Annotated in this window: 22 protein-coding genes; 14 read left to right on the top strand and 8 right to left on the bottom strand. The window is 37.2% G+C overall.

Annotated features, from left to right (window positions below; genetic code table 11):
- Nucleotides 1–57: 57 nt before the first annotated feature.
- The 5 genes from BUB91_RS02010 (at nt 58) to BUB91_RS01990 (ending at nt 3,638) form a co-directional block, all read left to right on the top strand.
- Complete coding sequence (locus BUB91_RS02010) at nt 58–936, top strand: cell division protein FtsX (protein ID WP_073096284.1); 879 nt, start codon at nt 58–60, stop codon at nt 934–936.
- 59 nt (nt 937–995) lie between these two features.
- On the top strand, nt 996–1,271 hold the full coding sequence (locus BUB91_RS02005) for a DUF3098 domain-containing protein (protein WP_073096283.1): 276 nt from the start codon (nt 996–998) through the stop codon (nt 1,269–1,271).
- A 20-nt stretch (nt 1,272–1,291) separates the two neighbouring features.
- Nucleotides 1,292–2,089, top strand: coding sequence for an undecaprenyl-diphosphate phosphatase (locus BUB91_RS02000; RefSeq protein WP_073096281.1), 798 nt, complete (start codon nt 1,292–1,294; stop codon nt 2,087–2,089).
- 39 nt (nt 2,090–2,128) lie between these two features.
- Nucleotides 2,129–2,833, top strand: a complete 705-nt coding sequence (gene truB / locus BUB91_RS01995; RefSeq protein ID WP_073096279.1) for a tRNA pseudouridine(55) synthase TruB — start codon at nt 2,129–2,131, stop codon at nt 2,831–2,833.
- Between the two features lie 70 nt (nt 2,834–2,903).
- Nucleotides 2,904–3,638 (top strand): hypothetical protein, encoded by a 735-nt coding sequence (locus BUB91_RS01990; RefSeq protein ID WP_073096277.1) that lies wholly within the window; start codon nt 2,904–2,906, stop codon nt 3,636–3,638.
- Here BUB91_RS01990 and BUB91_RS01985 read toward each other — a convergent pair.
- Entirely contained in the window at nt 3,616–4,254 is a 639-nt protein-coding gene (locus tag BUB91_RS01985) for a thioredoxin family protein (protein WP_073096275.1), read from the bottom strand. The genes BUB91_RS01990 and BUB91_RS01985 overlap by 23 nt on opposite strands.
- A 93-nt stretch (nt 4,255–4,347) precedes the next feature.
- Between BUB91_RS01985 and BUB91_RS01980 the strand changes: the two genes are divergently transcribed.
- Nucleotides 4,348–4,923, top strand: coding sequence for a DNA-3-methyladenine glycosylase I (locus BUB91_RS01980; protein WP_073096273.1), 576 nt, complete (start codon nt 4,348–4,350; stop codon nt 4,921–4,923).
- On the opposite strand, the gene aat is transcribed toward BUB91_RS01980, so the two are convergent.
- The 3 genes from aat to BUB91_RS01965 all read right to left on the bottom strand — a co-directional run bounded on the left by aat (nt 4,915) and on the right by BUB91_RS01965 (nt 7,110).
- On the bottom strand, nt 4,915–5,553 hold the full coding sequence (aat, locus tag BUB91_RS01975; RefSeq protein ID WP_073096271.1) for a leucyl/phenylalanyl-tRNA--protein transferase: 639 nt from the start codon (nt 5,551–5,553) through the stop codon (nt 4,915–4,917). The genes BUB91_RS01980 and aat overlap by 9 nt on opposite strands.
- 262 nt (nt 5,554–5,815) lie before the next feature.
- Complete coding sequence (locus BUB91_RS01970) at nt 5,816–6,193, bottom strand: DUF3127 domain-containing protein (protein WP_073096269.1); 378 nt, start codon at nt 6,191–6,193, stop codon at nt 5,816–5,818.
- A 35-nt stretch (nt 6,194–6,228) separates the two neighbouring features.
- Entirely contained in the window at nt 6,229–7,110 is an 882-nt protein-coding gene (locus BUB91_RS01965) for a flavin reductase family protein (protein WP_073096401.1), read from the bottom strand.
- A gap of 193 nt (nt 7,111–7,303) precedes the next feature.
- Here BUB91_RS01965 and BUB91_RS01960 point away from each other — a divergent pair, with 193 nt between their 5' ends.
- From BUB91_RS01960 to BUB91_RS01950, 3 genes are read left to right on the top strand one after another with little or no spacing between them, the layout of a single operon-like run.
- Nucleotides 7,304–8,461, top strand: a complete 1,158-nt coding sequence (locus BUB91_RS01960) for a sensor histidine kinase (protein WP_073096268.1) — start codon at nt 7,304–7,306, stop codon at nt 8,459–8,461.
- Complete coding sequence (gene nudK, locus BUB91_RS01955) at nt 8,458–9,045, top strand: GDP-mannose pyrophosphatase NudK (RefSeq protein WP_073096266.1); 588 nt, start codon at nt 8,458–8,460, stop codon at nt 9,043–9,045. Before BUB91_RS01960 ends, nudK begins: the two co-directional genes overlap by 4 nt.
- 32 nt (nt 9,046–9,077) lie before the next feature.
- Nucleotides 9,078–9,431 (top strand): hypothetical protein, encoded by a 354-nt coding sequence (locus BUB91_RS01950; RefSeq protein ID WP_073096264.1) that lies wholly within the window; start codon nt 9,078–9,080, stop codon nt 9,429–9,431.
- Here the strand turns inward: BUB91_RS01950 and BUB91_RS01945 are convergent.
- The gene (locus BUB91_RS01945; RefSeq protein WP_073096262.1) at nt 9,428–9,817 is read right to left on the bottom strand and encodes an HIT family protein; all 390 of its coding nucleotides are present in this window, start codon (nt 9,815–9,817) and stop codon (nt 9,428–9,430) included. The genes BUB91_RS01950 and BUB91_RS01945 overlap by 4 nt on opposite strands.
- A 356-nt stretch (nt 9,818–10,173) precedes the next feature.
- Between BUB91_RS01945 and BUB91_RS01940 the strand changes: the two genes are divergently transcribed.
- From BUB91_RS01940 to BUB91_RS01930, 3 genes are all read left to right on the top strand, one after another.
- A complete protein-coding gene (locus BUB91_RS01940) occupies nt 10,174–13,587 on the top strand; it encodes a SusC/RagA family TonB-linked outer membrane protein (RefSeq protein ID WP_073096260.1) in 3,414 nt (1,137 codons plus the stop codon).
- A 16-nt stretch (nt 13,588–13,603) separates the two neighbouring features.
- Nucleotides 13,604–15,463 carry a SusD/RagB family nutrient-binding outer membrane lipoprotein gene (locus tag BUB91_RS01935; protein WP_073096258.1) on the top strand — a complete coding sequence of 620 codons (1,860 nt, stop codon included), beginning with the start codon at nt 13,604–13,606 and terminating at the stop codon, nt 15,461–15,463.
- Between the two features lie 66 nt (nt 15,464–15,529).
- A complete protein-coding gene (locus tag BUB91_RS01930) occupies nt 15,530–18,109 on the top strand; it encodes a carboxylesterase family protein (RefSeq protein ID WP_073096256.1) in 2,580 nt (859 codons plus the stop codon).
- Between the two features lie 80 nt (nt 18,110–18,189).
- On the opposite strand, the gene greA is transcribed toward BUB91_RS01930, so the two are convergent.
- Nucleotides 18,190–18,666: a transcription elongation factor GreA gene (gene greA / locus BUB91_RS01925; RefSeq protein WP_073096254.1), complete on the bottom strand. Its 477-nt coding sequence runs from the start codon at nt 18,664–18,666 to the stop codon at nt 18,190–18,192.
- A 172-nt stretch (nt 18,667–18,838) separates the two neighbouring features.
- Here greA and BUB91_RS01920 point away from each other — a divergent pair, with 172 nt between their 5' ends.
- Entirely contained in the window at nt 18,839–19,285 is a 447-nt protein-coding gene (locus BUB91_RS01920) for a Rieske (2Fe-2S) protein (protein WP_128759278.1), read from the top strand.
- Nucleotides 19,286–19,329: 44 nt separating this feature from the next.
- Here the strand turns inward: BUB91_RS01920 and BUB91_RS01915 are convergent, their stop codons facing one another.
- Nucleotides 19,330–21,540, bottom strand: a complete 2,211-nt coding sequence (locus BUB91_RS01915) for a TonB-dependent receptor (protein WP_073096252.1) — start codon at nt 21,538–21,540, stop codon at nt 19,330–19,332.
- Between the two features lie 279 nt (nt 21,541–21,819).
- Here BUB91_RS01915 and BUB91_RS01910 point away from each other — a divergent pair, with 279 nt between their 5' ends.
- Nucleotides 21,820–24,225, top strand: coding sequence for a hybrid sensor histidine kinase/response regulator (locus tag BUB91_RS01910; protein ID WP_073096250.1), 2,406 nt, complete (start codon nt 21,820–21,822; stop codon nt 24,223–24,225).
- Here BUB91_RS01910 and BUB91_RS01905 read toward each other — a convergent pair.
- Nucleotides 24,215–25,579 (bottom strand): sigma-54-dependent transcriptional regulator, encoded by a 1,365-nt coding sequence (locus BUB91_RS01905; RefSeq protein ID WP_241652550.1) that lies wholly within the window; start codon nt 25,577–25,579, stop codon nt 24,215–24,217. The two genes, BUB91_RS01910 and BUB91_RS01905, sit on opposite strands and share 11 nt — an antisense overlap.
- Nucleotides 25,580–25,614: the final 35 nt, after the last annotated feature.

Genomic DNA, 25,614 nt, shown 5'->3' with positions numbered 1-25,614 from the left:
GAAGCACGAACTTTAGTATTTTTGCTCACTAGTGGTATCTAAACTTTAAGCAGCAATATGGCATCATCTTTTGAAAAGTTTCAACGTCGCAGATTGATCTCATCTTATTTTTCGGTAATTTTAAGTATTGCGTTGGTGCTCTTTCTACTTGGCTTGCTCGGACTTTTGGTACTGAATTCTAAAAAAGTTGCTGATCATTTTAAAGAACAAATCGCTCTGACAATCTATCTGAAAGATGACGCCAAAGATGTCGAGGTCAAGCAACTTGAAAAAACATTGGCTCTTGCCGATTATACAAAATCGACGCAGTTTGTTTCTAAAGAAGAAGCTGCAGAAGAGCACAGTAAAGAAATAGGTGAGAATTTTATGGATTTTCTGGGGTACAATCCACTACAGAATTCTATTGATGTTTACCTAAAAGCCGACTTTGTAGATGCCGCTCAAGTCAAAGAAATAGCTGATAATCTACTTGCAAAAGATTTTGTGGAAGAAGTAAATTACGATCAGCCGTTGATCTCTTTGCTCAATGACAACATAAAAAAAATAAGTTTGTGGATCGTGATCATCAGCGGCGTATTTACGCTCATCGCTGTTTTACTCATCAACTCTGCAATACGGCTTTCGGTTTATTCAAAACGATTTACCATAAAAACCATGCAAATGGTAGGCGCTACAAAGGGTTTCATTCGCCGCCCGTTTATCTGGTTGAGTATGAAGCTGGGAATGGTAGGCGCTTTAATTGCTCTTGGCGGGATGGCTGCAGTTTTATATTATTTAAACCAAACCTTCCCTGAGCTCGAACTACTGGCAGACCCGGTCATTCTTGCTATTTTATTTGTGGGCGTGTTTGTAGCCAGCGTGATTATAACCTGGTTCAGTACTTTTTTAGCCACACAGCGTTTCTTAAATTTAAGAACAGACGAATTATATTATTAGACTAAGATTAAAAAAAAGACAAGAGTGTCTTTTAACTCATAACATTTAAGCCTCTGAAAATGGGAGAACAAAAGCGTAAGAAGCAAAACGAACTGCACCGCAGTAGTTTTATTTTTAAGAAGAAGAATTATAAAGTGATGTTGATAGGTCTGGGTGTTATTGCACTTGGTTTTATTCTAATGTCTGGTGGTGGCAGCGATGATCCTAATGTGTTCAACCCGGAGATTTACAACTGGAGACGCATACGCCTGGCTCCGGCTTTGGTTTTAATAGGTTTTGGGATTGAAGTGTATGCAATATTGCTGAATCCTGATAAGAATAAAAACGCCAACTAACTGCTACTACAACCTTTTAAATGGATATAATTGACGCAATAATACTGGGCATTATTCAAGGACTTACCGAGTTTTTACCGGTTTCATCAAGCGGTCACCTCGAACTGGGAAAAGCGATTTTAGGCGACAGTACCCTACCGGAAGAAAGCTTACTCTTTACTGTAGTGCTTCACTTTGCAACCGCCTTGAGTACGCTGGTTGTTTTTAGAAAAGACATCTTTGAAATTGTAACAGGCTTGTTTCAGTTTAAATGGAATGAAGAAACACAGTTTTCTTTAAAAATCATCATCTCGATGATTCCTGCGGTAATTATAGGACTCTTTTTTGAAGAGCAACTCGAATCCCTTTTTGGCGGAAACATTCTTTTAGTCGGTATGATGCTCATCATAACGGCATTATTACTTTGGCTTGCAGATAAAGCAAAAGATACTCAAAAACCGGTAACTTATACCAATGCTTTTGTAATCGGTATCGCTCAGGCAATCGCAATGCTTCCGGGAATTTCTCGAAGTGGTGCTACTATTTCAACTTCAGTTTTATTAGGAAATGATAAAAGTAAAGCTGCTCGTTTTTCATTTTTAATGGTTGTTCCATTAATTTTTGGGAAGATCGCTAAAGACATTCTAAGTGGTGAGATCACTACTGAATCGGGTAATTTCACCGCGCTTTCCATAGGTTTTGTAGCTGCTTTTGTGAGTGGTCTTATCGCCTGTACCTGGATGATCAAATTGGTCAAAAAAAGCAAGCTTTCCTGGTTTGCCGTTTATTGCCTGATCGTAGGAATCCTTGCTGTAAGTTTTGGTTACTACAAGCTATAACCCACTTTTGCCTGAATAGAAATCACCAATAGAATACGTATGCAGTTTACCGAAGAACAATTTAAAGAAGGTCAGGTTTTGTTATTTGACAAACCACTGAATTGGACCTCTTTTCAATTGGTTAACAAAGTGCGCTGGCTCATTCGTAAAGCTTATAAGATTAAAAAAATCAAAGTAGGTCATGCCGGAACCCTAGATCCATTAGCAACCGGATTGTTAATCATCTGCACGGGTAGGTTTACCAAGCGCATTGAAGCGTTTATGGGGCAGGAAAAGGAATATACCGGCAGCCTCGTTTTAGGAGCAACAACACCTTCTTACGACTTAGAAACTGAAATTGAAGCTACCTTCCCAACAGATCATCTTAATGAGGATTTGATTCAAAATGCAACTGCCCAATTCACCGGAAATATTCAGCAGAAACCCCCTATTTTTTCGGCTTTAAAGAAAGAAGGAAAACGTCTGTACGAGTTTGCCAGAGCAGGCGAAGCAGTAGAAATCCCAAGTAGAGAAGTGCAGATTTCAGAATTTGAAATCACGCGTATTGAGCTTCCTGAAGTTGACTTTCGTGTCCGTTGCAGTAAAGGGACTTACATTCGGTCTCTCGCACACGACTTTGGTAAAGCATTAGAAAGTGGCGGGCATCTTTCCGCTTTGCGCAGAACAAAAATTGGTGATTTTGATGTGATTGATGCTACTTCCTTAGAAGATTTTGAAGCAGCTTTAAAACAGGCTGAGGCTTAAGACAATTACACGGCGTTTCTTCCGTTTTGTTTAACAGCCGCGCACGCGGCGTTTTTGTATTTTTGCACCGATGAAACTATCACCTGAAGATAAAGCAATGCTGATCACCTTTACCGGTGCCAGTATCTTTGTGATTGTTTTTTTGTTTCTTACGGTGACGCCCTATGACACTTCACAGGTAGAAGAATTTATTCCCATTCCTATTATTCAAGATGAACCGGAAGAAGAGGTCCCACAACTTCTTAAAGAAGAAGAGTTGCAACAAACACAACAAATGACGAATCAGGCTCAAAGCAGCAATAGGTTGATACGGGAAGCTAATCGCTATTTTAATCAGCAAAATGAGGTGGACAAGGCCTTAAAAACCGACTCAGAAAAGACCACACCTTCTGAAGATGATCAGGGAGAAGATGAGAATTACCCCGATTATCAAGCCCGAATTGCAGCTTTGCGTAAAAAAAGAAGTCAACAACAATCTTCTGGAGATACTAAAAACACTGAAAAGGTTTCTAAGGTAAATACTTCAAGTTACCGCCGAAGCACGGTTACGTATCAGCTTAAAGGACGTAATGCGATACAAATACCAAATCCTGTTTATACCTGTGATGCCACTGGAAAAGTAGTCATCAACATTCAGGTAAATGGTGTAGGCGGAATTGTGAAAGCCTATTTTAATAAAACTGCCTCCACCACAACGAATGGTTGTCTTGTGGATCAAGCTTTAGAATATGCAGAAAAGGCAATTTTTAATAAAAGTGAGCGAGATTCTCAGTTGGGCTCTATTACTTTCGAGTTTCAAGGTTAAGCACGCGTAAGATTTCGATTAAATCTTTAAGAACTGACTTTCCTTTATCTTGATTATACCACTGCTGCAAGGTTTCGATAAAAGTCGCTGTAACCACATCGTTTTCTTCCTTAAAATCATCAACCAACTTTTGAGCTGCTTGGGAACGCGAACCCCAATCGATCAAGACGGAATCATTCTTAGGATCTTGAATAATAAGCTTAGGTATAGACTTAGAACCCTTAGTCAAAAAAGCATCCATCAATTGGGGATTTTCATCCCGTAAAACCAATTTAAAGTTTATGGCCGGCTGCAATTCTGCTATCTTCTGCATAACAGCCACTGCCGACGGGGCATCACCACACCAGCTTTCCGTAATCACTAACCAGTTTAGAGGTCGGTCTAATTCAACAATTAGTTTTTGCTGCTCCTCAGTAAAACGCAAGGTTTTATCCCAACGTTTCATTCTGCGGTAATTGAGAACAGTATAATTAGATAAAGCTTCGGTTTGTGTATGGCCGGTGCTGGTAAACGACTCTGCATGGTTTTCAGCAAGTAAGCGATAATCTGTATAGGTCATCGCATTTTTAAATGCTTTGGTTACCAGATCTTGCTTTTCTAGGGTAGTTATAGTCATAAAGAAAAAGTCGCTGTTTTTTTAATGAACTTACAACCCAAAAACAAACTACTTGTCGCAGAATAAATATCTTTAAGGTCTTAAACCTGAATTATGAAAAAACACAGATGTGGCTGGTGTGTAGGCGATGCGCTTTATGAAGCGTATCACGATACAGAATGGGGTGTGCCGGTCTATGACGATGCTCGCCTTTTTGAATTCTTGATCTTAGAAACCTTTCAGGCCGGATTGAGTTGGATTACTATTTTGCGCAAGCGCGAAAACTTCCGCGAAGCGCTTGATGATTTTGACTACAAAAAGATCGCTAACTATTCTGAATCTAAACTTGAAGAGTTGCTCAACAACCCTGGAATCATCAGGAATAAACTGAAAGTCAATGCAACAGTTTCTAACGCAAAAGCTTTTATGAATATTCAGGAAGAATTTGGTAGTTTTTCAAAATACATCTGGAGTTTTGTAGCTCACAAACCGGTTCAGAATTCTGTAGCATATTATAAGGAAGCACCGACAACAACAGCGATTAGCGATGCACTTTCAAAAGATCTAAAAAAACGAGGGTTCAAGTTTACCGGTTCGACCGTAATGTATGCCCATATGCAAGCCACCGGAATGGTAAACGATCACGAGGTAAACTGCTTTAGATATACTGAAGTGAAAGCCTTAGGTTAAGAAAGATAAGAATTCTGCTCTGGATATCTCCGCTGCTCCCATACGTTCAAGATGCTCTGTATAAACCTGACAGTCTATTAATTTGTAGTTACTTTTTTGAAGTTTTTGCGCCAAAGTAATCAAGGCTACTTTACTGGCATTGCTGGTTTTTGCAAACATACTTTCGCCACAGAAAACCTTTTTTTCTTTTAAATTGATTCCATAAAGACCGCCCACTAATTTATCACCTTCCCATATTTCAACAGACTCTGCATAAGCTTGTTTATGGAGCTCGAGATAAGCATCTACCATTTCGTTAGTAATCCACGTACCGTGTTGACCGTCTCGTTTAATACGCTTACAATTTAAAATCACATCTAAAAAAGCGGTATTAAAGGTCACTTTAAACCGTTCTTCTCGCAAGATCCTTCGCATGGTTTTAGACACATGAATGTTTTCAGGAATCAGAACCATTCTGGGATCTGGAGACCACCATAAAACAGGCTGACCGTCGTTATACCACGGGAAAATTCCTTTTGAGTAGGCATCAATTAAACGCGGCACTGTAAGAGCTGCACCAACAGCAAGCAACCCGTCTGCATCTGCAAAACTGTAATCTGGAAATGGCTGATCTGGAGTTATGAAAACGATAGTTTATGATTTTAATAAAAAACGACAGGTTCTTTTGTTTAATTGCTATTTTTTATCGAAATTTAAAGGAACCTATTCGATAATTTTGTTCATCATTGCTTTTTTAGTTTATTAAATAGGTTAACCTAAAACCAATTAAAAAGCTCTGTAATCAGAGCTTTTTTCTTTTTTACAAAACAAAGCTCACAAACTTTAATAACAAAAAAATACCCCGGAAACTTATAAAAAGTATCTGGGGTATTCATTGTGTTTAACGTGCTTTTTAGAAAGGTAAATCGTCATGATCATCATCACTAAAGTCTGATGCCGGCTCAAACTGGTCTGCTGGTGGAACCGGTGGCATACCTGCTGCTGGAGCTCCTTCCTGAAGATTTTCTATTCTCCAACCTTGTATGCTATTGAAATACTTAGTTTCCCCTTGTGGGTTCACCCACTCTCTACCGCGTAGGTTGATGCTAATTTTTACATTCTGACCTACGTTAAAATTATTTAATAAGTCTGTTTTATCTTGTACAAACTCAACCATAATAGTTTGTGGATACTGCTCTTCGGTAATTACAACAACCTCTCGCTTTCTAAAACCATTGCTTCCAAAGGTTTGTGTTTCTCCTACTAATTTAATTTTTCCCTGTACTTCCATTTCTGTTGTTTTTGATGTTTTATATGCCTGTTCCCTTAGGCTAAAATTAATTTCCAGGCATCGCCTGTATTATCTTGCTGAATCAGCTTTTGAATTTCTTTGTGCAAAGCTACCGTATCACCATTAGTTAGCAAATTTTGCAGCGATGAGTTTTCATCTAAATATTTTGCCACAGCATCAGCATCAGGTATCACTTCTACATTACCCAGCCGACCTAAATCATTTCCGGTAAGAACGGTACTCATACGTATCTGTTCTGGCAAAGCATCTACGCCTACGCCTAAATTACGCAAAGGTTTTGGTACTTCAAACATTCCGTCTATAGCACGTGTATACCAGTTACCGCCCATACGAGCAACAAGATCCAGTTTATGTTCATCCAAGGTATTGGCTTCGGTCAATACCGCTTTTTGAATATGAATTTTTACAATTTCACAAATCACAAGATTTCCCGCACCGCCTTCAGTTCCTAAAGCCATCACATCTTTCACTTTACACTCTAACTGAACCGGTGATTCTTTTACCCGAAACGGCTTAACAAGCTCTGAAGTTTCCTTAGTAAAACCCGCTTTTATAAATTCGTCTACACCCGCATCATATTCTGTACTCGCCAATGACATTTGCTGAACCATCGCATAATTAACGATGTTGATCACTACCTCTTTTGTTTCTAAAATATTATCTAACGTGTGTTTTGTAGTGTTGTCTCGCCCTCTTCTTACAGGAGAAAAAACCACGACCGGCGGATTAGAACTAAACACATTAAAAAAACTATAAGGCGCCAAATTAGGACTACCTTTAGCGTCTAAAGTGCTTGCAAAAGCAATGGGTCTGGGCCCTACAGAACCAGATAACACGCTGTAAATTTGCGAATTATCAGTTGTTTCAGGATCTATGCTTAAGATTTCTGTGCTCATCTCGCAAAGGTAGTCAACCACTACTATACTTAAAACCGTTTTGAATACAATAATTCTTTAAGAAATACTTTATATTTAAGTTGCGTCAACTTTGTAATTTGGTGCCGTAATTAATCCTGAAAATGACTTTCAACTTCGAGGTGTGTCTCGAAAGATTATAATCTCGATTATCGAGTAAAAAGAACATGTCCCTATGAATTTCAATACAGATCAGCGCTTTATACGCTGGTTTATCATTTTTGCGGCAGTTGTCATCACTGCATTAATTCTTTGGAATGTCTCTTTGTTTTTTGACCAACTCAAACAGGCAGAGCGTGACCGTATGGAAGTTTGGGCATCCTCTATGGAAGCTTTTAATACCGAGGATATCAACCAGTATTATGCGCTAAGCCAGAAAATCAACTCTAAAAATCAATACATACCCATAATCATAACCGATTATAAAGACAGTATTGTAAACAGCATTAATATCCCGGAAGGTGTTCTGGACGATCCCATTCAATCACAAGAAATTTTAATGGGAATGGCTGCGGAAAACGATCCCATACGGATTGATATTTTAGGTGGAGAACTTTGGTATGCCTACTACGGACATTCTCCCGTGATCAATCAGCTGAAGTATTTTCCGGTGGTCCTTGTGATCATTGTGATTCTATTTATTGGAGTCATTTACTTTTTCTATGCCACCTCAAAAGCTTCTGAACAAAATCTGCTGTGGGCAGGTATGGCTAAAGAAACAGCGCATCAGATAGGTACGCCGCTCTCTTCTTTAGTAGGATGGACTGAAATTTTAAAAGCCGAAAATGTAAACCCCGAGTATATTGAAGAAATAAATAAAGACATCAACCGTCTCGAAACGATTACCGGCAGGTTTTCAAAAATAGGAAGTGTCCCGAAACTCAACGCTACAAATATCATCACTGAAACTCAGGAAGCCTTTGAATATCTTGCCAACAGGAGTTCAAAACTCATAGATTTTGAGATTGATGTTCCGCCAAAAGGGCAACTTTTTGTAATGCTCAATAAAGAACTCTACGCCTGGAGTATTGAAAACTTGGTAAAGAACGCTATTGATGCGATGAAGGGGAAAGGAAAATTAACTTTAACCATCAAACGCGATACGCGTTATGTTAGAATCCTGATTTCTGATACCGGTAAGGGTATTCCTAAAATGAACTTCTCAACTATTTTTGAACCCGGTTACACCACAAAAAAACGGGGCTGGGGACTGGGATTATCACTTACAAAACGTATTATAGAAGAATATCACGACGGCCAGGTACGTGTGTTAAGCAGTGAGATCAACAAAGGAACTACATTTCAAATCGCCTTAAAACTTATTGAATCATGAATGATAATGTGAGAAATATGCAGGTTAGCATCCTCTCAGACAACTGGTACACCTTAAAAAAGGTAGAGTTTGAATACCTCAACAACAATGAGCAATGGGAAAAGCAATCTCGTGAGGCTTATGACAGAGGTAACGGCGCGGTGGTTCTGCTTTACAATACCCATAAAAAAACGGTAATTCTCACGCGACAGTTCAGAATGCCTACGTATCTGAATAAAAATAAAGATGGGATGATGATTGAAGCCTGTGCCGGTTTATTGGATGAAAACGACCCTGAAACTGCCATTATAAAGGAGATTGAAGAAGAAACCGGCTACCGCATTAAAACGGTCGAAAAGGTCTTTGAATCTTATATGTCCCCGGGTTCTGTAACTGAAATTTTACATTTTTTTATCGCGGAGTATTCTGAAAAACAAAAAGTCTCAGAAGGCGGTGGCGCAGCAGATGAAACCGAAAACATTGAAGTGCTTGAATATCAATTTAAGGAAGCTTTAGATCTTATCAAACGAGGCGAAATCAAAGATGCAAAAACCATTATGTTGCTGCAATATGCTCAAATAAATCTGGAGAATCTTATGAAATAATTTAATTTCGCAAGACAATCAACCTAACGAATATGGCTTCTAACTACGTAAAATTTGGTGAATCCAAACTGCGTAATAACTGTCCCAAATGCTTTGCCCAAGATGGGCTCACTTTTTCTTTTTTTAATAAAGTAGAAGAGAATAAGCTCATGACACGATCTACTAAAGAAGTGAAGGGAGAGCTTAATTGCACCCATTGTGAGTCGATGATATATCCCGGTCTCTGGACGGATGAAATCGACCGGGTATATTTATACAATCTAAAACGTTTTGGAAATCCTGATACGTACACACGCTACAAACCTTTAGCGATAATTATCTTAATTGCTATCGTAGTTGCCGGTGCAGCTTCGGCATTTGCCATATACAAGTTTCAAACTCCTTAAAGAGCTGCCTGTATTTTTTCGGCTAAGGCTTTAAACTCTTCTGCCTCCATTTTAATTTTTGAGATAAAACGAGCGTCTTCCATTGTAGTTAACGGAATCAAATGCACATGCACGTGAGGCACTTCAAGACCTATTACAGAAACACCTATTCGTTTACAGTCAACAACCTGCTCTAATGCTTTTGCAACCTTTCGGCTAAAAGACATAAGCGCCATATAATCAGTTTCAGGCAGGTCAAATAATTTATTTACTTCCTTCTTAGGAATACAAAGCGTATGCCCCTTTGCATTAGGATTTATATCTAAAATCGCGATGTGTTGCTCATCTTCAGCAACAATATAACCGGGGATTTCGCGATTGATTATTTTAGTGAAAATAGATGCCATAATTTCTGTTTTTTTGATAAAAATAAGTCAAAATAACGCTTCTACTAGTAAAGTCCAAATAATCATAATGCAACACACAAAAAACACCCCCTTTAACAATAAATTAACCGATTCTTAGATCACAAATAATACAATCCAAATATTAGTTAAATAATAATTTTTCATCAAAAAAAAACCAAATAAACTACATAAAACTCTCCCCATCTATTCATTTATAAATGAATCAAGAATTCATTATAAGTTTAATTTTGTCGTTTGTCGACTCTCACAGGTTATCTATCTATTTATTTGTGTTTTTTTTAAGATTCTTCGCTACTTAGTTCTACTAACAATTAAATCTTATTAAAATAACATTTATGAAACAAAAACTATTGCGTATAGTACTGCCAATATTGTTTCTGTGTATGCAAGGTATACAGGCCCAGGAACAAGTGGTTACAGGAACTATCTTAGATGCAGAAACTGGCACACCTATACCCGGGGTTACCATTATTGAGAAAGGAACAAACAACGGAACAGTATCAGATTTTGATGGAAATTACAACATTGAAGTTTCTCCTGATTCTGAATTAGCATTCTCTATGATTGGGTTTATAACTCAAGAGATTGCAATTAATGGAAAGAAGAAAATAGATGTATCTCTCGCTGTAAGCACAGAAGCTCTCACCGAAGTAGTAATCACTGCTTTAGGTATAAAAAGAGAAACAAAAGCCCTTGGTTATGCAATGACAGAAGTTGAAGGTGAAGAACTCGCTAAAACGAACACTGTCAACCCTGTACAGGCCTTACAAGGAAAAGTCGCTGGTGTAAGTATTGGAGCTTCTGACGGTGGATTATTTGGTAACTCTAAAATCCAAATTAGAGGAGTATCTTCTTTAAACTCTAGCAATAACCAACCTATTTTTGTTATTGATGGCGTTATTCTTGACAATAATGTTTCTAATACTAGTGCAGACTGGTCTAGCTCAGCCAATGACTATGGAAATATTCTGAAAAACTTAAACCCAGACAACTACAAAACAGTATCTGTTCTTAAAGGAGCTGCAGCTACAGCATTGTATGGATCTCGTGGTATAAATGGTGTTGTTCTTATTGAAACTAAAGATGGTTCCGGTGCTCGTGGGATTGGGGTCTCAGTAAAACAATCTATAGGTATTGACTACGTTTACAATACTCCAGATTTACAAAACGAGTTTGGACCGGGAACACTTGCAGGTTATGTAAATTATGGTGATCAAGATACAAGTGACAATTATTATCGTTTTGACAACAATCAATTTTATTACAATGCAGATGGTCAACGTACGTTAATTAATCATGCAGGTGGCGGCTTAAGTTATGGTCCTCGATTTGATGGAGGTCTAATTGAAGATTATGATGGAAGTTTAATTCCTTATGCTGCTAGAAAGGATAATATGAAAAATGCCTATGATACGGGCATTAATAGTAATACTGCATTTTCTGTAAGTGGCGGTAATGAAAAAGGAAACTTCTACCTTTCTGACTCTTATAATAAAAGAACAGGTACTTTGCCAAACAATAGTTTTGAAAGAAATGCATTCTCCTTTAAGGCCTCATATAATTTGACCTCTTGGTTAAAAGCTAGTGGAGCGATTTCTTTTACTCAATCTAATTCACAAAACGCACAAGATGCGATCTCTCAAAACTTTTTTGAGGGATACTTTGAGAGAACCTACAATACTGAAAAATATACACAGCGAAGATTTTGGCAAGCACCTCATGGAGGAGTACCTAGCTCTGAATATGGTGATGAATTTGCATTCGCACCAAACAGAGGTTTATGGTTTAACTACAACACCTTAGACGATGAGAATAAAGAAACTGTAACCAGACCGGTAATCACCTTAACTGCAGACCCTATTGACTGGTTAACAATCACCGCACAAGTAAGTGCTAACGATTATACCACAAAATATGAGTCTAAATCATTAGGAAGTGGATATGCGAATGAAGGCGGTCAATATGCTTTAAATCATTCTAGAGATTTGACTAGAAATGGAAAGTTAACACTAAACTTTCATAAAGATATAAACCAAGACCTAACATCTAACCTATTAGTAGGTGCAGAAATATGGGATCAAGAAAAATCTTTTAGCAACGTCAGAACTGATGGAGGCTTAATTGTCCCTGGAAGATTTTTTATGAGTAACTCAAAACGAAATTTAATTTCTGATGCGGGTATCTTAGGCACAAAACAGATAAATTCATTGTATTTCCTTTCTAGTCTTGGCTATAAAGACCAACTATTCTTAGATATAACTGGTAGAAATGACTGGTCTTCAGCACTAGTTTATACCGACGGAACAGGTAACAACTCATATTTCTACCCATCTGTTTCAACCTCCTGGTTAATTAGCGAAACTTTTGAACTTCCAAACTGGATTAGCTTTGGAAAATTACGTGCCTCTTGGGCTCAAGTAGGTAGTGATACAGACCCATACGCTATCAATAATGGGTATAGCATAAACAACTACGAGATGCCAAATGGTGATTTCATTTACAATAATGGTGTTTCAACAACCTTAGTAGATAACAAAATTCAACCCGAACGTAAAAACTCTTTTGAAGTTGGTATGGATGCTCGACTATTTGGTAATCGCTTAGGTTTTGATTTTGCATATTATAATGAAACTATTGAAAATCAGATTGGCTCAGTACCTATCCCTATGGAATCGGGTTATAATAATTTATTCACAAACATTGGAACATTGACCAACTATGGTCTTGAATTGACTGTTTACGGAAGTCCTGTTAAAACTCAAAATTTTGAGTGGAATGCTACCTTTAATTATTGGAATAACACTACAAAAGTTAAGGACTTACACGAAGACTACGGTGAGTTCAAAAAACTAGGTGGTGATGTTGACTATGGTAACTTCAGAATTGGTTCTGTTGCCTTTGAAGGTGGAGAATATGGAGTTTTAATGTCTGACAGCGCTATTAAAACCTGGCAATCTACAGACGCAAATGGCAACCCTATAGACGACCCTCGTAATGGAATGAAGTTATTGACATACAGTGACTCAAGACGTGGAGCCTATTATCAACGTAGTGGTAGTGTTGAAAAAGTAGGTAAAGTACAGCCTGATTTTGAAGGATCTCTACTCAATGAGTTTAATTATAAAGGCATTACCCTATCTGTATTACTTGATGCAAGATTTGGTGGCCACATCGCATCTTATTCTAGTAAATATGGTACAGCATATGGTTATCTAGATGCATCCTTAAGAGGTCGAACTCCAGAATATGGAGGAGTAACTTGGACTTCAGAATATTCAGATACTGCAAACAGAACTTATTCTGATGGTATTATACCTGAAGGTATTTTTGAAGAAGGTCAAACCGTAACGGCTCCTAACGGAAATACTATTGACGTAGGAGGCATGACTTATCAGCAAGCTTACGAAGAAGGTTATGTTGAACCTACTCACGCCAGTTATTTCAATTATTTCACAAATGCTTGGAGTTCTGGTGTTGTTAATGACGACTGGTTTAGCGAAGTAAAGTATATTGCTTTGCGTAACATCTCATTAGGATACAATCTTCCCAAGAGTATCAGTGATAAGCTTAATGCACGCAACCTATATATTGGTATAAATGCAAGAAATCTAGGTTACCTATACAATTCTTTACCAAATAACATCAATCCAGAGAGTTTTAGGGGTACAGCAAGTTCAGATTCTTTTAGAGAACGATCATTTGCACCATATACCGCAAATTACACGATGACTATCTCTTTAGATTTTTAAAAAAAAGAAAACTAAAATGAAAAAAAATATAACTCCATTACTAATCCTGCTAATGATCTTAGTTGCAAGTTGTGACAAAGATGATTTTGCAGAATTAAACAGCGACCCCTCTTCACTTTCAGATCCAGATTTGAGATTTTCTATGACTAAATCCATAGAACAAATGTATGGCAATGATTATACGGTTTGGTTCTACAATAATTTTGATTATATCTACCCTTGGACTCAAGTAACTACACCATCTTCTGGAGGTGGAAATAGCGAAGATGTAATTGAAATGGGCGAAGTAGGGACTCAAAATATATACAATTCTCTTATCCCAAACACAAGAGATATTAGAGCTCGTATTGATGCCATGAGTGAAACAGAGCAAGAAGCTAGAAAAGCACTCAGAGCAATGACATTCCCTATTCAGATACAACCTGCGATTACCATAACAGATCTTTATGGCTCTATGGTTTATTCAGAAGCTGGTCTTGCTCCTTACACAACACCTGCTCTGCTTACACCTAAATACGATACTCAAGAAGAATTATTCGATATCTGGTTAGAAGAACTTGATGCAGCTATTGAAGATTTGTCAGCTACAAATCAATTTGAGATTGGAGATCAAGATCTTATTTATAACGGTGACTATTTAAAATGGGCTAAATTTTGTAATCTGCTCAAACTTAAAATAGCTGCCCGAATGATTAATACAAATCTTTCAAGAGCTCTTTCTATAGCAGAAGAAGTAGCAAACTCGCCAGCTGGGTATATGAATGACGTAAGTGATGACTTCATCTATAAACGAGGTATTAATTATAGGGGTACAGGTAACCCTATGGGAGCTGGAGCTGGTTCTATAGACCTTATAGATTTTATGGCTCAAAATAAAGATCCGCGTTTAAAAGTTCTTTTTGATAAAAACTCATTTAACGGCGAGGTAGTTCAAGCATTTATAGATGCAGAGCAAGACTTACCTCCATATATAGAGCAGTATGTTGTACTTGATGAAGCAGGTGATTTTGAAGGCTGGTCAGGCCCTGGAGAACCTTGGGTAAGGTATTATGGAGTACCTTTATCTCCTGATGCTGTTTTTAAAGCTGAAAACAATATTTATTTTAATCAAAATATTAATAATAGAATTAATAAGGACGGAGTTGAAAAAGTATACGCTTCAACTTCTAATTTTGCTGAACGCATTACACGTACCGGATTTAGTTTTACATATCCTACAAAACCAGGTGGTCGCGTAATTCAACGCACAGATAATTTTCCTCCACTACAGGTTATTTTGGGCACTTCAGCAGAAACAAATTTATATTTAGCTGAATTCAAACTACTTGGAGCTTCGCTACCTAATGACGCACAAGATTATTTCAATAAAGGTGTTCGCGATTCTGCTTTACGTTTAGACATGTTGGCTGAGAATAATGGCTTCCCATATTATGAAGAAGATCCTGTTTATACAGACACAGCACTTTCTCAAGCAGGAGCTACTAAATTGAAAGAAGGGGAAATTGATGACCTATTAAATCAGCCAGCTTATAATTTAAGCAGCGATGGTTTAGAGAAAGTTTATATTCAACAATACATAAACTTTGCTGCCACACCGGGAGATTTATGGACAACTGTACGTCGATCAGGAATCCCTAAAACTGCAAGTGAATACTTACCGAGAGATCCGTTTTTAGCTGGAGGTACTCCATTAACTGTACCTCGTCGCTTTACGGTAAGAACACCTACAGAAGACAACAAAAACTTTGAAAACATGAGTGAAGCTTACACAGAACAAGGCTTTACTACTGGCTCAAATATTCCTCAAGTTTTAAATACAGAGCGCATATGGTTTGACAAATCAAATCCTAATTATGGCGCAGGACCTAAACAATAGGTTATAAACATTAAATCTAACGGGTCATTATTTAATGACCCGTTTTAATTTAAACAATTACACACAATGAAATTTAGCTGGCTTTTATACAGTTTACTCACAATAACCTCTTTTTCATTTGCTCAAACCAAACAAGGAAACATTGTTCAATATTTTGGAAAAGAAAAAGTAGAAGACGTTAATGAAGGAACCATACTTCATCTATTTAATGAAGGTCTGATTTTAAATAAAAAAGGATTTTCTTATAATACTGATGCCGTTTCAAGAGACCCTGTTTTCGCTGAAATATTGAATAAAGAAGTAAATACCCCAATTCAAGAAATTAAAATAATAGATTCTTTTTCTGGAGAAACTCTTGAGTGGAAACCTATAAAAACAAAAGAAAAAAATGAATTTAATGATAAAGGTCTAAGATCTGGTTATCTATATTTAGAATACAATTCTAAAATTGAACAAACTGTTATTTTTGATGCTTCGGGCCATACCAACGTTTTGATTAATGGTCTACCTCACGAGGGTGATCATTATGATTTTGGATGGAATTTGATACCTATAAAACTCAACAAAGGTAAAAATGAATTTATACTCTCTGGTGGACGATTTAGTAATATGCGCGCAAGGCTTTTGAAAGCTGACCAACCCATTCAATTTACAAAAAGAGATCTGACACTTCCAGATCTTCTAATTGAAGAATCTAAACCTTTGTTAGGTGCGATTAGGGTAATGAATGCAACAGATGAATGGTTTATAAATGGAAAGATTCACGTAAAAGTAGGTCATGCTGAGATCACCACTACACTTCCAAATATATCTCCTCTTATCGTCAGAAAAGTTCCATTTAAAATACCGGTCCCTAACGATTTAGCAACTCAAAAAATGACAACTGCTTTTATAACATTACTTGATAAATCTGGAAATAAATTAAGCATAGACACGTTAGAACTCAGCGTTAAATCAAAGTACAAGCACCATAAAAATACTTTTATTAGTCACATTGATGGTAGTGTTCAGTATTATAGTTTAGCTCCTTCGCTGACTAAAGACAAAGATAATCAGGCCTTATTTTTATCTGTTCACGGTGCTTCTGTAGAAGCAGTGAATCAAGCAAATGCATACAAACAGAAAGACTGGGGGCATCTGGTAGCTCCTACAAATCGTAGACCTTACGGTTTTGCCTGGGAAGACTGGGGAAGACTTGACGCTCTAGAAGTTCTTGACGAAGCCGAAAAATTGCTTAAAACAGATAAACAACACACCTATTTAACAGGACATTCAATGGGGGGACATGGCACATGGTATCTGGGTGCAACATATCCTGATCGTTTTGCAGCTATTGCTCCTTGTGCTGGCTATCCCGATCTTCTGCTATATCGCAACAATTCTATTAAACGTATGAAAGAAATGCCTGCAGAAAATTTTGATAGGTTTGGCATTACAAAAGATGAGTTTTTGAAAAAGACCACACTATCTTTTAATAACGAAACTGATGCTCTTTTAGATTCCATGATTCGTAGAGCAGGTAACCCTAGCCGCACATTAAAATTAAAACGCAACTACCTCCATTACGGAGTCTATGTTTTACATGGAGAGAAAGACAATGTTGTTCCTACTTCAATAGCCCGTGATATGCGCGCAAGACTTGGTACTTTTCATAACGACTTTTCATATTATGAATATCCTGACGGGACTCACTGGTATGGAGACGAGAGTGTAGATTACCCGTTGCTTTTTGATTTTTTTAAAGCTCGAAAAATCAAAAAATCAGAAGATATCGATGAGATTGAGTTTTACACCGGCTCCCCCGGAGTCTCTGCTAGCTCCCACTATGTAAGCATTATTCAACAAGAAAAACCTTTCGAAATAAGCTCATTTCTGTTAAAAAAAGAAAAAGGTAAATTAGTTATAACCACCTTAAATACGGCTCTTTTGCAAATAGATTTACAAGACCTAAAAAATGCAAATGACACCTTAGTTATAGACAACCAACAATTAGTTACCACCTCAAAAGAGACAATTTACTTAAAAAATAATTCAAAAAAATGGACAATTACAACAGCTCCCTCAGCCTCGAAAAAAGGTCCAGATAGGAATGGCGGATTTAAAGATGCCTTTAGAAACAATATGGTTTTTGTTTACGCCTCTAACGGTTCTAATGAAGAAAATGAGTGGTACTACAACAGAGCCAAATTTGATGCAGAAAAATTTTGGTACCGAGCAAATGGTTCCGTAGAGGTAGTACGGGATCGTGATTTTAAAGCAAGTAGCTTTCCTAATCAAAATATTATCATCTATGGAAATAAGAGCAATAATACAGCTTGGAACAAACTTCTAAAAGACTGCCCTATACAGGTAACTACAAATACAATGAAAGTAGGTTCAAAATCACTTACCGGAAATACTTGGGGTGCATTGTTCATTTATCCCAGAAAACAAAGTCCTAAAGCAAGTATAGGAGTTGTAACAGGCACTGGTATTGAAGGTATGAAAGCTGCTTATGCAAATGATTACCTCGAGAACGGAACCACTTTTCCTGATGTATTAATTTTTGACAAAACCATGATTACAAAAGGGATTGAAGGCGTAAAAGCCAGTGGTTTTTTTGGTAATGATTGGTCTGTTGAAGAAGGTGACTTTATCTGGAGGTAGTTTAAAATTTAAAAGCTGAGCTCAAAAAAATATCTTAATTGATTAATTGAGCTCAGCTTTTAATACCAAAACCAACAGCATTACGCTCTGCTTATTTCAAGAATGTCAAATTTCATAGTCCCATTAGGTACACTTACTTCAGCTACTTCGCCTACTTTTTTACCTAGCAAACCTTTCCCTATAGGAGAATCCACAGAGATCTTTCCGCTTTTTAGATCGGCTTCACTTTGTGCTACTAACTTATAGGTCATTTCCTGACCATTGGTTTGATTTTTAATCTTTACTGTAGAATGCACCAACGCTTTTGAAGTGTCTAATTGCGACTCATCAATAATACGTGCGTTTGACACAATTTCTTCCATTTTAGAAATGCGCATCTCTAACATTCCCTGAGCTTCTTTTGCAGCATCATATTCTGCGTTTTCACTCAAATCTCCTTTATCACGAGCTTCTGCAATAGCCTGCGAAGCTTTAGGACGCTCAACATCCTTTAACTGATTGAGTTCGTCTTTTAATTTTTTTAGTCCTTCTGCGGTATAGTATGATACTTTACTCATAACTTCGTTTATTTATGCACAATGCGATGTATGTAATTATCGTTTAACAATTGTATCTATATTATGGTAAAGTCTTACCCTGATATATAAACACAAAAAATCCCATTAATAAACGGGATTAAGTATTGCTAATATACGAATTTATTAATTGTTACTTCTAAAATCTTATAAATTGACAATCTCATCTTCTATTAAAATTTTTAAAAGAGGGCTAATTGCTGTCTTTTGCACACTGGCTTTTTCGTGTAGCTCTGACGACAACCGCATCAACAACCCGAATATCAATCCCCTCTCATTTTCTATTGATTTAAATACAAACTTTCCTGAATATAAAATATTACAATTTCCCGGAAATGCCATTTACGTGCCTAACGCAGGAGTACGCGGGATTTTTGTGATAAATACCGGTTCTTCTATACGTGCCTGGGAAGCTACAGATCCCAATCACGTACCCAACAGCTGTTCTACGATGAATTTAAATGGCGTAGAAGCAAACTGCTCGTGTGAAGACAATAGATACACGCTTTATACTGGTCAAGATCTCAATCAAGAATTGCCTTACACACTTATTGAATACCGGGTTTCAGAAAACGGAAATAATATTATTATTTCAAATTAAAAAAGCCGACATCTGCCGGCTTTTAAGATTGACTGTAAAATCCTCTAAAATCGCACAGTAGCTCCTACTAAAAAGTTGATTTTTGCCTGCGGATAATATCCTGCTCCTTCAACAGTTGTTACACTACCTGAACTCGCATCATCATAGGTGAAAAAATATCCGTTAGAAACATATTCTTCACTGAAGATATTATTAACCAAAGCGGTTAATGTAATTGACTTAGCAAAACCTATTTCTTCTAAATCATACTGAAAGTTTAAATCGTTTATAAAGTAAGCTTCAAGCTTAGAACTTGCTGCATCTATATTACCCAGATATTGTTCCCCAACATATTTAGACAACAGTGAAAAACGCAAATTTTGAATCGGGAAAAAATCAATACGATTACCGGCAACTACATTAGGTGAAAAAGAAATATTCGTATTTCCTAAATTCTGTAAAACACCATCTCTTTGGAAGAAAAAATCTCGGTTTTTATTCGTGCTTAAAGCTATATTGGGTGAAATCGCAAATTGTCTCCCTAACTGAAAACCAGCTTCTACTTCTACTCCTAAACGGTAACTAGAACCACTATTTTGACGTATTGGTGCTCCCACATCGTCAATTGCACCAGTTAAGACTAGTTGATCACGATAATCCATATAATACACATTTGCATAAATACGCGCACGATCTTTAGTAAAACGGTATCCCAGCTCAAAATCATTCAAACTTTCCGGAATCGGATTTCCATTTTCAAAATCGGTCCGGTTAGGTTCTCGATTAGCTCTGGCATAAGAAGCATATACTTTACTTGACTCATCAACAGTAAACGTCAAACCCGCTTTAGGATTGAAAAATGAGTAATCTTTATCAATTGTAAATGGCGTTGTATCATCAGCCTGACCATTAGTCTCATAAGAAATAAACCTACCTTGCAAATCTCCAAATACACTCCACGTATCATTAATTCTCCAGGTTGCTTTAGCAAAAGTGGTAAACTCATTTTTATCTGCGATACCATTATAATACCGATAACCAGCCTCTTCTGTTTGTGAAAAATAACGCGCCCAGATAATCTCACCATAGTGATCACCGGTATAAATACTACCAAAAATACCAGCATCAAAATCGATGTTTTTATCAGAATAATTGGTAGTCAAATTCGCAACATAGTAGCGATTATCTAACCAACGACGGCGTATTAAATCGGTATCTGTTTGCAACGCTCCACCTACTTCATAAGGTTCCCAGCCTATAAAATCAAACGTGGCATCGTTAGAAAAATTGACATTGGCATAATACCAAGAGTCTACATATTCTTCAAAAAAGCCGCGCCCCATTGTATAGTTCAATGCCAGATTGGTAGACCAGCCGCCACCGTATTTTTGATTCCATAATAATTGCACGTGATCTTGTTTATAATTGTCAACCTGATTTTCATAAAAACCTTCCAGATTTCCGGCATCATCATATTGAAAACCTATGGGATTATACGTTCGATTGGTTTCTAATGTCTGCTTATCAATACCATTCCAAGACTGATACGTAATCTCATGACCTCCAAAAACGATTGCTTTAAGCAGCGTATTTTCATTACGATATTCCCCTTGTAAAAAATAAGATTTCAAGTCAGAACTCGCGCGGTCTACATAGCCATTAGATTTTATGGTTGAAAGCCTTCCGGAAAAACTAAAATGGTCGCTAATCAAGCCTGTAGCAAATTTCACATTGGCTCTGCGGGTATTAAACGATCCGCCTGAAGCACTTACCTGAGCATAGGCTTTATCGTCTGCCGCATCGGTAAGTATATTTAAACTTGCACCAAAAGCTCCGGCTCCATTAGTAGAAGTCCCTACTCCACGTTGCAACTGTACACTTTGTATAGAACTGCTAAAATCCTGTAGGTTTACAAAAAAACTACCCAGACTTTCTGTATCGTTATATGGAATCCCGTTAATGGTCACATTAATCCCCTGATTCCCTGTTCCGCGAACGCGAAAACCAGTATAACCTATTCCTGATCCTGCATCAGAAGTTGTTACTACACTAGGCAGATAATTGAGTAAAATGGGTAAATCTTGTCCCAGATTACGCTCATTAATTTCTTCTTTAGAAAGGTTGCTGTAGGTAATGGGTGAATCTGCATCTACCCTGATTGATTTTACGAGAACCTCATCAAGTTTATTGACGTCTGTGCTGTCTTGCGGTGTTTGTTGTGCGAGTGTACCAAAAGCTGTTAAGCTGGCAGCACAGGCGAATAAAAGTGTTTTCATTCGTAAAAATATTACGAATAAAAGGGGCAATTATTCCGTGTTACTATTAGTTAATAAATGCAATGTTCCTTAAAACAAACCCGATCTTAACCGGTATTTTAAGCGATTCCCTTGGCGGCATTATCCGCCCAGGTTCATTGGGTATGATCTCAGCTCGCTTTCTGTCTAAACAGAAGTTTAAGCACCCCTTTGAGATTAGGCGACAAATGTAATGCAATATTTCTGCTTTTATAAAAAATTTAAGGGGTTTTATTTTGGGGTAGTTTAATTTTAGAACTTATGAAAAACACTAAACGTTCTATAACGCTTAAGGTCTTAACGGGCTACCTCCTAATAGGTTTACTCATATTTTTTGCTATTTGGTTTATTTATCCACAGATTAAAACCTTTATATACCCTCCTAAAAAAGAACAAGCAACTAATCAGAAACTCACGTTTACCAGTAATGCGCTAAGTTATCTTTATGAGGCAGAAACCATAGGAAGAACGGCGATGGCAACGGGCTCTCAAAATCAATTTGGTCAGTATGAAGTTTTGGTAGATAGTATCACTATTCAGTTAGATTCGTTGCAAGCATTAATAGAGACTAAAGAACAAAATGAGCAATTAGACAGTATAAAAATGTTGCTCTCAAATAAGACCAGTAACATCAGATCTATGGTGCGTTTGCGAGAAGAACAATACTCCCGTAATTATTATGACGAGGCTCTTGATGAACTAGTTAAAGAAGACATTTATTTTGAAGATTATGCTAATGATCCCAGACTAGACTCTGTAGATGCATATACCAAGAAAGTCATTGTTGATATGATGGAATACATCAGAAAAGACAATGCAAACCAAGATCAGGATTTGGCTTCTATGGCTCAAACTGTTCGTAAAACATTAGCAAAAATAGAAACCCGCAAAAAAGAACTTGAAGTCAACATCATCAACCGCGAAAACACCCTGCTGGCAAACGATCGCAATATCAACCTTAAAATAAGAAATCTTCTGAGCGCGCTTGAACGCGAAGGAACTTTGACATCAAAACAGCGCGAAATCTTACTCAACACCCGGATTGAAGAAATTTCAAAAACGCTAAAAATCATAGGTATTATAAGTATTATTCTTGCTCTGGGCTTTGTTATTATGATTTTTAAAGACGCATCCCGCAGTCAGCAATACAGTAAGGAACTTGAAAAAAGTAATGCTGTCGCTCAATCGCTTTTAAAAAGTAGAGAACAGCTGATGGCGACGGTTACACACGATATGCGCTCTCCTTTAAATACGGTTTTAGGTTTTACAGAATTGCTCAAGAAAACACCCGTTGACGCTAAGCAATTGCGGTATTTAGATACCGTTCAGAAGTCTGGAGATTATATTTTAAAACTGGTTAACGATCTGCTGGATTTTGCAAAACTGGAAGCCGGTAAGATTGCTATCGAAAAAATACCCTTTAATCCCAAAGAATTGATTGCTGATGTTGTGGCGGTAAGTTTGCCTCAACCTGTAAAATCTGGTATTGAAATTATAACAGAAATTCCTGAAGAGGCGAATCAAATCTTTTTAAGTGATCCTTTTCGCATTAAGCAAATACTCGCCAACCTCATCACTAACGCTTATAAATTTACAGAGGCAGGCAGCATCACCATTGCAGTTCACGTTCAAGAAAGCAGCCTGAAATTTAAAGTTATTGATACCGGCCAGGGAATACCAAAAGAGAAACAGAAACTTATTTTTAAAGAATTCTCGCAGGCAGAAGAAACCACACAGCGTAAATTTGGTGGTTTTGGGCTAGGCCTTTCTATTTCAAAAAAGCTAACTAAACTACTCAACGGAAAATTATTTTTAGACAGCACTCCGGGCAAGGGAAGCACCTTTACACTTACTATTCCTGTTGAAAAAACTGAGCAGCCACAGCTTATTGAACCTGTTTCAATTGCCACAGAAAATCTAAATTTAATTGAACGAATTCTAATTGTTGATGATGAACCGGCACAAGTCAAGCTCACGCAAGCCACACTAGCTCCTTACGGATTGAAAACGGATACCGCAACTAATGGAGAAGAAGCATTAAAATTGCTTCAAACAAATACCTATGACCTAATCCTTTCAGACATTCAAATGCCTGTTATGGATGGTGTAGCACTGATCAAAGAACTTAAAGCATATACAAAAACAGCTCAAATACCCGTAATTGCGCTCAGCGGAAACGAGACACTCAAACAAGCAGATTATACAAATTTTGGCTTCGCAGAAAACTTAAAGAAACCTTATAAGCCAGATGAACTCATACAAGCTATAAGCGCCATAACTACATTAGAAAAAAAGAACATGGAATCAAATCCAACTGTCTCAAAATCTAACTCCGATTTATACAAACTTGATCAACTGAAAGAATTTGTAGGTGACGACACCGAAGCTTTAAACAGCATTCTTAACGTGTTTTGTAAAAGTACTGAGGAAAGTTTAGAGAACTTGGATACACAAACTATAGACATCAAGTCTATTAATGAAACTGCACATAAAATATTACCCATGATGCGTCAGCTTGAAGCCTCAGAAATCATTGCTATTCTTGAAAAATTGGAGAAATCTACACTTAAAGATGTCTCGGAAGAAGAGATAAAATCTGATATTTTAAGCATAAAAGAAAAGTCTAAAGCTTTGCTAGATTCACTTAAAGAAAATCTTACAGCTTAATGTCATAATGTTTAAGCTTGTTATAAAGTGTTTTACGATCAATATCCAGAAGTCTGGCTGCTTTACTTTTATTTCCACCGGTTTTCTCTAAAGCATCCAAAATGAGTTCCTGCTCATTTTTAGAATTAAACAACGTAAAAGCCTCGTCTTTCTTAGTCTCTTTTGAAAGCATTATTTCGCGAGGCAACAACTTAAGCGGAATAACAGCATCTTGTGTTAATAAAACCGATCGCTTTACGATATTTTTCAGCTCTCTTAAATTCCCCGGCCAGTCGTATCTTTTTAAAGCTTCTACAGCATCATCGCTAAAACCGGCCACTTCTTTCTCGAGTTCTGTATTTGCTTGATCTAAGAAAACATTTACAAAAAGCATCAAATCTTCCTGACGCTCACTCAAGCGTGGCATTTCAATTGAAAATTCATTCAAACGATGGTATAAATCCTCTCTAAATTCATTTTCTTTTATAGCTTCCTCCAGATCTTCATTAGTAGCAGCAACAACGCGAATATCTACAGGTATTTCTTTATTGCTACCCACGGGTTTTACTTTACGTTCTTGCAAAGCTCTAAGCAATTGCACTTGCAACTCGTAAGAGAGGTTTCCTATTTCATCTAGAAAAAGTGTACCGCCATTAGCCGCTTCAAAATGCCCCACTTTATCAGTAACTGCGCCTGTAAACGAACCTTTAATATGCCCAAAAAACTCACTACTGGCAAGCTCTTTAGGGATCGCACCACAATCAACAGCTATAAATGGTTGATCGCTACGTTTGCTTTTATCGTGAATACTTTTTGCAACGTATTCTTTACCGGTTCCGCTATCACCAATTATTAAAATAGACATCGTGGTAGGTGCTACGAGATCTACATATTGATTGAGTTTTGCTGCAGCATCACTCACTCCTTTAATAAAGTTGATACTTGTTGCAGATGCTACTTTTTCACTTTTATTTTTTGGATTTGGCACTGGTTTAGAAGTGTTTTCAGGCTTATTCTGAAGGTTAAGTGCCTTATGTATAATCTTTAATAATTCATCTGGTCGTACCGGTTTTGAAATGTAATCAAACGCACCGGCCTTCATAGCTTCTACAGCCTTATTGACTTCGGCATAACCGGTCATCAATATTGCAGGAGTAGCTGAATACTTTTCTTGTATGAAATTCAAAATGCTAAGACCATCATCATCTGGCAAGCGAACATCTGTAATGACCAGATCTGTCACTCCTTCTTCTAATATCTTATAAGCTTCACCAGCTGTAAAAGCACTTTTAACTTCAAAACCTTTTTTACCGAGAAAGGTCTCAAGCATTTTACAAAAGGCAACATCATCTTCTATGAGGAGTATTTTAGACAAGACAGATAGTTTTAGTAAATCACCTTGGGCAAGCC

Source organism: Leeuwenhoekiella marinoflava DSM 3653 (assembly GCF_900129005.1).
GTDB lineage: Bacteria > Bacteroidota > Bacteroidia > Flavobacteriales > Flavobacteriaceae > Leeuwenhoekiella > Leeuwenhoekiella marinoflava.
Note: the sequence above shows the minus strand (reverse complement) of the source record. Positions and strands in the feature narration are given on the sequence as shown.